Source organism: Streptomyces sp. CNX435 (genome assembly GCF_059570575.1).
This window is the reverse complement of sequence record NZ_JCANTA010000042.1, coordinates 19611-28532: the sequence shown is the minus strand read 5'-3', so window position 1 is coordinate 28532 and position 8922 is coordinate 19611. Positions and strand designations below refer to the sequence as shown.

Below are 8922 nucleotides of genomic sequence, written 5' to 3'. Positions count from 1 at the left end.
CGTGCCCTGTCGGGCCAGGGGGCGATGGCTTCCGTCGCGCTTCCGCACACCCAGGTCGCCGAGGAAATCGCCGCCTGGGACGGGAAGTTGTCGGTGGCGGTGGTCAACAGCCCCACCGCCACCGTGGTTTCCGGTGACACCGACGCGGTAACCGCCTACCTCGTCCAGTGCGAACAGGCAGGCGTACGGAACCGGCTGCTGCCCGTCGACTACGCCTCCCACGGGCCGCACGTCACCGCGCTCCGCGAGACGCTTCTGGATGCGCTGGCGGGGCTGGAGCCGGTCGAGGCGTCGGTCCCGTTCTACTCGACCGTCACCGGTGAGGAGTTCGACACCACCGGCCTGACCGCCGACTACTGGTACACCAACCTCCGCGAAACCGTCCGCTTCCACGACACCCTCACCCACCTCATCGACACCGGCCACACCACCTACGTCGAAACAAGCCCCCACCCCACCCTCACCACCGCCATCACCGACACCGACGCCGACGCCGAAGCGGCGCTGACGGTCACCGGCACCCTCCGGCGCCACGAGGACTCCCCCACCCAACTCCGCCTCGCCCTCGCCCACCTCTACGCCCATGGCGCACCCGTCGACTGGCACACCACCCCCACCACCCCCACCACCCCCGCCGACCTCCCCACCTACCCCTTCCAACACGCCCACTACTGGCTCGACGCCCCCGCCACCGACAGCGGCGACCCCGCCACCCTCGGCCTCCAGGGCGCCGACCACGCCCTCCTCGGCGCGGCCATCGAGCACCCCGGTACCGGTGCCACGACCCTCACCGGCACGCTGTCCCTCGCCACCCACCCGTGGCTGGCCGACCACGCCGTCGGCGACACCGTGCTGCTCCCCGGCACCGCGTTCGTGGAGCTGGCCCTGCACGCCGGCGACCACACCGGCCACCCCCACCTGGCCGAACTCACCCTCCAGACCCCCCTCGTGCTCCCCGAAAGGGGGACGGTGCAGCTGCACGTGTCCGTGGGCGGGGACGACGAGGGCCGGTCGACCGTGACCGTCCACTCGCGGCAGGCCGCGGACGAGGACGGCGCGGAGTGGACCCTGCACGCCACGGGTGTGCTCTCGGAGTCGGCGCCGGCTCCCGTGGACACCGGCATGGCCGTGTGGCCGCCGCCGGGCGCCGAGGCGGTGGCCACGGACACCCTCTACGACGACCTCGCCGCTCACGGCTACCAGTACGGTCCCGCGTTCCAGGGGCTCGCCGCGGCCTGGCGCAAGGGCGACGACGTGTACGCCGAGGTCGGCCTCGACGCCGACACCGAGCCGAGCGGATACGGGCTCCACCCGGCGCTGCTCGACGCCACCCTGCACGCGCTCGCCCTCGGTTCCGCCGACGGCGGCGTACAGCTGCCGTTCTCCTGGTCCGGTGTCGAGCTGTACGCCACCGCGGCCACGTCCGTACGGGCGCGGGTGACCCAGACCGGGCCGACGACCGTCTCCGTGGAGCTGAGCGATCCGCGGGGCGAGGCGGTGGCCCGGATCGACGCCCTGACCCTTCGTCCGGTGGACATCTCGCAACTGCCGGCCGCGGGCGCCGCCACGCGGAACCGGTTGTTCGCCATGACCTGGTCGCCGCTCTCCTCCGCGCAGGCCACCGCGCCCGCACCCGACTGGGCCGCCGTGGTCACCGGACCGCCGGCCGAGGCGCTCACCGAGCGCACGTACGCCCGTCTCACCGACGACGACGCCCTCCCGGTCCCGGAGCGCGTCCACCGCGCCGCCGCGCAGGCCCTCGGCCACGTACAGGAGTGGCTGGCCGACGAGGCGAACGCGGAACGGCACCTCGCCGTCCTCACCCACCGGGCCGTCGCCACCACCCACGACGAGGATGTCGCCGACCTCGTCCACGCACCCCTGTGGGGCCTGATCCGCAGCGCCCAGAGCGAGAACCCGGGCCGCATCACGGTCGTCGACACCGACGGGCACCCCGACAGCGAGGCCGCCCTGCCCGCCGCACTCACGCTGGACGAGCCCCAACTCGCCCTGCGCGGCGGTCAGGTCCTCGCGCCGCGGCTCGCTCGCCACACCCCCGCGGCGGGCCAGGCCCTCGCGTTCGACCCCGAGGGCACGGTCCTGATCACCGGCGGTACGGGCACCCTCGGCGCCCACACCGCCCGCCACCTGGTCACCACACACGGCGTACGCCACCTGCTGCTCACCAGCCGCAGCGGCCCCGACGCGGCCGGAGCCGCCGAGCTCCACGACGAACTCGCCGCTCTCGGCGCCGAGGTACGGATCGCCGCCTGCGACGCCGCCGACCGCCAACAGCTCGCCGACCTCCTCGACAGCCTCTCCACCGACCACCCCCTCACCGCCGTCCTCCACACCGCCGGCGCACTCGCCGACGCCACCCTCCCCAACCTCACCCCCGACCACCTCACCACCACCCTGCGCCCCAAGGTCGACGCCGCCTGGCACCTCCACGAACTCACCGAACGCCTCACGCTCGACGCCTTCGTCCTCTACTCCTCCGCCGCCGCCACCCTCGGCGCACCCGGCCAGGCCAACTACGCCACCGCCAACACCTTCCTCGACGCCCTCGCCCACCACCGCACCCGTCACGGCCTGCCCACCACCAGCCTCGCCTGGGGCTACTGGGCCGAGCAGTCCGGCATGACCGGGCACCTGGACCAGGCGGACGTGGGCAAGCTGCGGCGTTCGGGTCTGGTGCCGCTGACCAACGAGCAGGGCATGGCGCTGTTCGACGCGGCCACGTCCCCCGGCGGTCCCGCGGTGCTGCTGCCCGCGGGCGTGTCGACCGCGCAGCTCGACGCGGAGAGCGCGCCGCCCCTGCTGCGGGCGCTGGCGCGGCCGGCGCGGCGGGCCGCGGGTGCGGCCGGGCGTGGCGGGGCCGCGGAGCTGGTCGGCCGGCTGGCGGGGCTGGAGCCCGCGGAGCGGGCCGGGGCGCTGGTGGAGCTGGTCTCCGGGCACGTGGCCGCGGTGCTGGGCCATGCGTCGGCGTCCGCGGCGCCGCCGGAGAAGGCGTTCAAGGACCTCGGCTTCGACTCACTGACCGCCGTGGAGCTGCGTAACCGGCTCAACGCGGCCACCGGGCTGCGGCTGCCCGCCACCCTCGTCTTCGACCACCCGTCGCCGGCGGCCGTCGCGGAGCTGCTGCACGAGGAGCTGTTCGCGAAGGCCGGCCCGGCGACGCCGGAGTCCGCGCCCGTCGATCCGCTGGCCGAACTGGACCGGCTGGACGCGGCGTTGACCGCGGTCGGCCGGGACGACGCCGTACGCGACCGGGTCGCGCAGCGGCTCTCGGCGGTGCTGGCACGGCTCGGCGCCGAGCGCGGGGAGCGGGAGGACGGGGTGTCCGACCGGCTGCAGACGGCGTCCAGCGACGAACTGTTCGCCTTTATCGACAAGGATCTGGGAAGGAACTCCAATGCCTGATGAGGCAGCACGCAAGCGGGTGGCGCTGGAGTACTGCCGCCGCCTCAACGACGGTGACGTCGACGGTGCGCTTGCGCTCTTCGCGGCGGACGTCAGGTACGAGGACCCGGTCGGCGGCGGCGCGCTGGCGGGGCGGCCCGCGGTGCGCGCGCACCTGGCGGAGGCGGTGGCCAACCACGTACGGGAGACGCCCGGGGAGCCGGTCGCCGCGCTGGACGGGGAGCACGTGCTGCTGCCGTGCCGGGCCGAGCTGGACGACGCGCGGCTGCCCGCCGGGAGCCGGCTGTCGGTGAACTTCGTGGCGATGCTGCGGGTGGGGGCCGACGGGCTGATCCGGGAGATGCGCATGTTCTGGGGGCGTTCGGACGCGACGGTCATACCGAAGGCACCGGAAGCCCAGGTCGTACGGTGAGCGCGCCCGTCCGGGACCCGGAGCCGCCGGCGGTCACGACGCCGGCGGCGCTGGCGGAGCCGACGGAGCCGGTCGGCCGGAAGTGGACGTTCCTGCTGGTGCTGGCCAACCTGGGGGTCTGGATGGCCTTCATGGCGCCGCTCCAGGTGCTGCTGCCGGACCAGCTGGAGAGCATTTCTCCGGACAACAAGAAGGCCCTGCTGGGCTGGGTGACGGCCGCGGGTGCGCTGGCCGCGCTGGTGGCCACGCCGCTGTGCGGGGCGCTGTCGGACCGTACGACGAGCCGGCTGGGCCGGCGGCGGCCGTGGACGGTGACGGGGGCGCTGCTGAGCGCGGCGTCCCTGGCGGCGCTGGCGCCGCAGGACACCCTCGCCGGCGTCATCGTGGCCTGGGTGTTCGTGCAGGTGGGCCTCAACATGATGCTGGCGTCGCTGACGGCCGCCATTCCGGACCGGGTGCCGGTGGCGCAGCGCGGGCTGGTGTCGGGCTGGACGAACCTGCCGCAGGTGCTCGGCGCGGTGCTGGGTGCGGCGGTGGCGTCGGCGATCGTGCCGGGGCGGCCGGGGTACGTGGCCCTGGGCGTGGCGGTCGTCGGGCTTGCGCTGCCGTTCGTGCTGCTGACCAAGGACGATCCGCTGCCGGAGTCGGCGCGGCCGGAGATGCGTACGGTGTGGCGCGGCATGTGGCTGGATCCGCGCAAGCACCCGGACTTCGGATGGGCGTGGGCGAGCCGGTTCGTCACGCAGCTCAGCGGTGCGGCGGCCTCGCTGTACCTGCTGTATTACCTGGAGGACGAGGTGAAGGTGGCGGACGCCGACGAGGCGGTCCTCCAGCTCACCGCGGTCACGGCGCTGTTCCTGCTGGTGACGGTCGTGCTCGGCGGCTACTGGTCGGACCGGCTGGGGCGCCGCAAGGTGTTCGTGCTGGGTTCGGGCGCGGTGCTGGCGGTGTCGTCGGTGGTGATGGCGGTGGCGCCGACGTGGCCGGCGGTGGTGGCGGCGGCGGCCGTGCTGGGCGCGGGGTTCGGCGTGTACCTGGCGGTGCACTCGGCGCTGCTGACGGAGGTGCTGCCGTCCGCGGCGGACCGGGCGAAGGACATGGGCCTGGTCAACGTGGCGAACACGGCGCCCAACCTCATTGCCCCGGCCCTCGCGGGGCCGTTGGTGTGGCTGGCGGGCTATCCGGCGCTGTTCGCGGTGTCGGCGCTGCTGACGCTCGGCGGCAGCGCGCTGGTGCTGCGCATCCGGTCGGTGTCCTGACGCCGCGTCCTTGAGCGTCCTGGAGTTTCGTAAGCGCCGGAACGGCAACGTGGGGGCGGTCCTCGAAGGACCGCCCCCACGTGGTGTGCCGCCGGGTCGTCAGGCGTCCATCGGCTTGGTGGCCGAGGACAGGATGTAGTCGACGTCCTCAAGCTCGCGCTTGAGCAGCTCCGGGTTCGCCCACGCCTTCTGCAGCACGCGGAAGTAGAGCCTGCTCACGGTCTTCTTGAACGCGGGGTCGGCCATCTTGGTGGTGATGTAGGAGCGCCACGGCTCCCACACCTTCGGCTGGATGGTGGTGACGTCGACGTCCTCGAAGCCCGCCTCGCCCAGCTTCGTGGCGTAGACGTCGCGGTCGTGCCAGTTGCGCTCGTCGACGGTCCAGTTGAGCCAGCCGATCGCGTGGGACTTGATGTCCTCGCGCGGCCCCGCGTGCGGCATGGGCACGATGTCAGCCGTGGCCAGGACGCCGCCGGGGCGCAGCACCCGGAATGCCTCCTCGAAGAACTTGGCGCGCGGCTGGTAGTGCATCGCCGACTCCAGTGAGACCACCCGGTCGAACGTGTTGTCCGGGAAGGGGATCTCGGTCGCGGAGGCCAGCTGGAAGGTGAGCTTGTCGGTGACGCCCTCGCGCTCGGCCCGCGCGCTCGCGTACTCGACGTGCTGCGGCGTGATGTTGATGCCGTTGATCCGCTTGGGCTGCCGGCTCTCCATCCAGTAGAAGTCCTGGTCGCCGTAGCCGAAGCCGCAGTCGAGCACGACGTCGCCGGCCTGCATCCTGGCGGCGTCGGCGAGGAGGCCGGCGAGCGCCTGCTGCGCGTCGTCGTACGTTTCCTTGCCGGTCTCCCAGTAGCCCTGGTTGAAGTACGTGCTGTTCTCGGTCATGAGGTGACCGGGGGGGTACATCTCGTAGATGCTCTGGACCTTCTTCGTCCAGTCCTTCGCCATCCGGAACTTGACGAGGGCGCCCAGCATGCGGACGTCTTCGCGGAAGGATGCCTGCGGTCTTGCCATGGTTCGCTCTTCCTCCTGACCAAGCAGGCCGCAGGGTTTGGCGACGGCCGAGTTCTCTCACCGCGGCACGTACTGACGGCCGTTCTGCGGGAAATGGGATGGTGAAATTCTCGCCGGGTCCGCTAGCAGTCACCTAAAGCGAACCTGAAAGTCGGCGGGTTAGCGCTGCTTTAGCCGGCGGCGGCACGATCGGCACCCCCTGTGTCGTGCCCAGGGCGTGTCCCGGGGGTTCAGGTCCTGCGGGATCCACGAGGCGCGCATCGCGGCGGTGCGCGGGAGAGGAGCGGGATGGACTGCCCGAGCATTCACATCCTGGCGGTCAGGACCGCCCTGCCCGGTCCCCCGGTCGACAACGCGGCGCTGGCGCGCCGGCTCGGCACGGGCGACGCCTGGGTACGGTGGGCCGAGACGGGTGTGGGCGTCCGTTCCCGTCATCTGGCCCGCGACCTGGAGTCCGGTGCGGTCACCCACTCCCTGGCGGACCTCGGCGCGGCGGCGGCGCGGGACGCGCTGGCGGCTGCCGGGGTGGACGCGGCGGACGTGGACCTGATGGTGATGGGGTCGAGCATGCCGGACATGCTGATGCCCGCGACCGTCAACGTCGTCGCCGACCGCCTCGGCGTCAACGAGGTGCCGACCTACCAGCTGCAGGGCGGGTGTTCCGCGTTCGTGCAGGCGCTGCAGATCGCGGTGCGCAGGCTGTCGAGCGGCGAGGCGCGTACGGCGCTGGTGCTGGGCGGCGACACGTGGGTCAAGCACGTCGACCCGAGCGGTGACGTCAAGCGCCTGTCGCCGGCCGAGCTGACGACCGTGGCACTCGCCAGTGACGGCGCGGGGTGCATGGTGCTGAGTGTGGAGCCGCGGCCGGATGCGCCGGTGCTGCGCAGTGCCGCCTCGCGGCTGGCGGGCGGGTCGCCCGCGCAGACCCTGGAGTGGTTCGGCGCGCACGCCGACACGGGGCAGCCGGCGGTCACCGACGACCGGGCGGCCGTCGAGGAGCGGGTTCCGGTGCTGGCCGCCGAGGCGTGGCGCGAGTTGCTGGACGAGAACGGCTGGAAGGACTCCGACGTCGATGTCGTCCTGCCGCCGCAGCACTCGGGGCGGGTCACGGACCGGGTGACCGAGGCGCTTGGCCTGCCCGGGGTGCGGAGCGTCAGCAGGGTGGAGGAGGCCGGAAACTGCGGCAACGCCCTGATGCCGCTGCAGCTGGAGAGCGCGCTGGCCGAACTGTCCGGCGGCGGGCGCGCCGTGGGCCTCATGGTCGAGGCGACCGAGTGGGCCTGCGGCGGGATCGCCGTGGAGGTGCCGTGAGCGAGCGGGACCGGGCCGTCGTCCTCGGCGGCAGCGTCGCCGGTCTGCTGGCGGCGGCCGCGGTCGCGCCGTACGTGGACGAGGTCACCGTCGTCGAACGCGACCGGGTGCCGCTGGACGCGCCCGGGGCCCGTACGGGCGTACCGCAGGCCGACCACGCGCACGTGCTGTGGTCCGGCGGTGTGGGGGCCGTGGAGGAGCTGCTGCCGGGTTCGACGGAGCGGGTGCTCGCGGCCGGCGGGCGGCGGGTCGCGGTGCAGCAGGACATGCTGCTGATGTCGGCGGCGGGCTGGAGCGAGCGCTTCCCCGAGACGCAGTTCATGCTCACGTGCAGCCGCCCGCTGCTGGAGTGGGTGCTGCGCCGCGGGGTGCTGGCGCTGCCGAACGTGACCCTGCTGGACGGCACCGTCGCCGCCGGCCTGTCCGGGGACGCCGGGGCCGTGGACGGCGTACTGCTACGCCCGCGGGACGCCGACGCCGGCGGGAGCGGCCCGGACGGCGGGGAGCGGCTGCCCGCCGCGCTCGTCGTGGACGCCACGGGCCGCGGCTCGGCGCTGCGGAGCTGGCTGGCCGGCTTCGGGCTGCCGGCGGCCGAGGAGGAGTCGGTGGATTCCGGGCTGACGTACACCACGCGGATCTTTCGCGCCCCCGGGGACGGCGCCGCGACGTTCCCCGTGGTGAGCCTGTACGCCGACCACCGGACGGGCAAGCCGGCGCGCAACGGTCTCGTCGTGCCGATCGAGGGCGAGCGCTGGATGGTGTCGCTGTCCGGCAGCCGGGGCGCCCGGCCGGCCGCGGACGCCGAGGGGTTCGCGGCGTTCGCGCGCAGCCTGCGGCACCCGCTGGTGTCCCGGATGGTGGCCGCCGCGGAGCCGCTGACGGATCCGCGTACCACCCGCAGCACCCGCAACCGGCGGCTGCGCTACGAGCGTATGGCGGCCTGGCCGGCCGGGCTGCTGGTCGTCGGGGACGCGCTGTCCGCGCTCAACCCGGCGTACGGGCACGGGATGACGGCGGCGGCCCGCGCGGCGCAGGCGCTGCGCGCGGAGCTGTCGGCGCACGGCCCGGCGCCGGAGCGGGCGCACCGGACCGTGGCGGCGGTCAGCGCGGCGGTCGACGACCCGTGGCTCTGGGCGACGTCGCAGGACGTGCGGTTCCCCGACTGCCGGATCGTCTCGGCGGACGCGGAGCTGGCCGAACGGGCGGCGGCGCGCGCCGGGTTCGCGGACCTGCTGCAGGTCGCCGCCTCGCGGGACGCCGGGGTCAACGCGGCGATGACGGGGGTGATGTCGATGTCGGAACCGATGTCGGGCCTGGAGGATCCGCACGTGCTCGGCGCGGTGCGGGCGGCGGCGTCCTCGGGTGCGAAGCCGCTCCCCCAGCCGCGGCTGAGCGGCGCGGACCTGGCGGTGCTGCGCAAGCCGGTGCGTACGGCCGTACGCGGCTGACACGTTTACGCCCGTACAGATCGCCCCCGCGACGAAGGAACGACAGACGAGCACG

The 8922-nt window shown here is 73.8% G+C and carries 6 protein-coding genes; 5 read left to right on the top strand and 1 reads right to left on the bottom strand.

The features are described from left to right. Positions 1-6: 6 nt before the first annotated feature. From T328_RS34985 to T328_RS34975, 3 genes are read left to right on the top strand one after another with little or no spacing between them, the layout of a single operon-like run. Positions 7-3423, top strand: a complete 3417-nt coding sequence (locus T328_RS34985) for a type I polyketide synthase (protein ID WP_496500304.1) — start codon at positions 7-9, stop codon at positions 3421-3423. After that, a complete protein-coding gene (locus T328_RS34980; protein ID WP_496500303.1) occupies positions 3416-3835 on the top strand; it encodes a nuclear transport factor 2 family protein in 420 nt (139 codons plus the stop codon). Before T328_RS34985 ends, T328_RS34980 begins: the two co-directional genes overlap by 8 nt. Next, positions 3832-5094 carry an MFS transporter gene (locus T328_RS34975; protein ID WP_496500302.1) on the top strand — a complete coding sequence of 421 codons (1263 nt, stop codon included), beginning with the start codon at positions 3832-3834 and terminating at the stop codon, positions 5092-5094. The genes T328_RS34980 and T328_RS34975 overlap by 4 nt, the downstream gene beginning before the upstream one ends. A 99-nt stretch (positions 5095-5193) precedes the next feature. Here the strand turns inward: T328_RS34975 and T328_RS34970 are convergent, their stop codons facing one another. Beyond that, a complete protein-coding gene (locus T328_RS34970; protein WP_496500301.1) occupies positions 5194-6108 on the bottom strand; it encodes a class I SAM-dependent methyltransferase in 915 nt (304 codons plus the stop codon). Positions 6109-6396: 288 nt separating this feature from the next. On the opposite strand from T328_RS34970, the gene T328_RS34965 reads away from it, so the two are divergent. Then, positions 6397-7419 carry a 3-oxoacyl-ACP synthase III family protein gene (locus T328_RS34965; protein ID WP_496500300.1) on the top strand — a complete coding sequence of 341 codons (1023 nt, stop codon included), beginning with the start codon at positions 6397-6399 and terminating at the stop codon, positions 7417-7419. Next, positions 7416-8867, top strand: a complete 1452-nt coding sequence (locus T328_RS34960; protein WP_496500299.1) for an FAD-dependent oxidoreductase — start codon at positions 7416-7418, stop codon at positions 8865-8867. The genes T328_RS34965 and T328_RS34960 overlap by 4 nt, the downstream gene beginning before the upstream one ends. Positions 8868-8922: the final 55 nt, after the last annotated feature.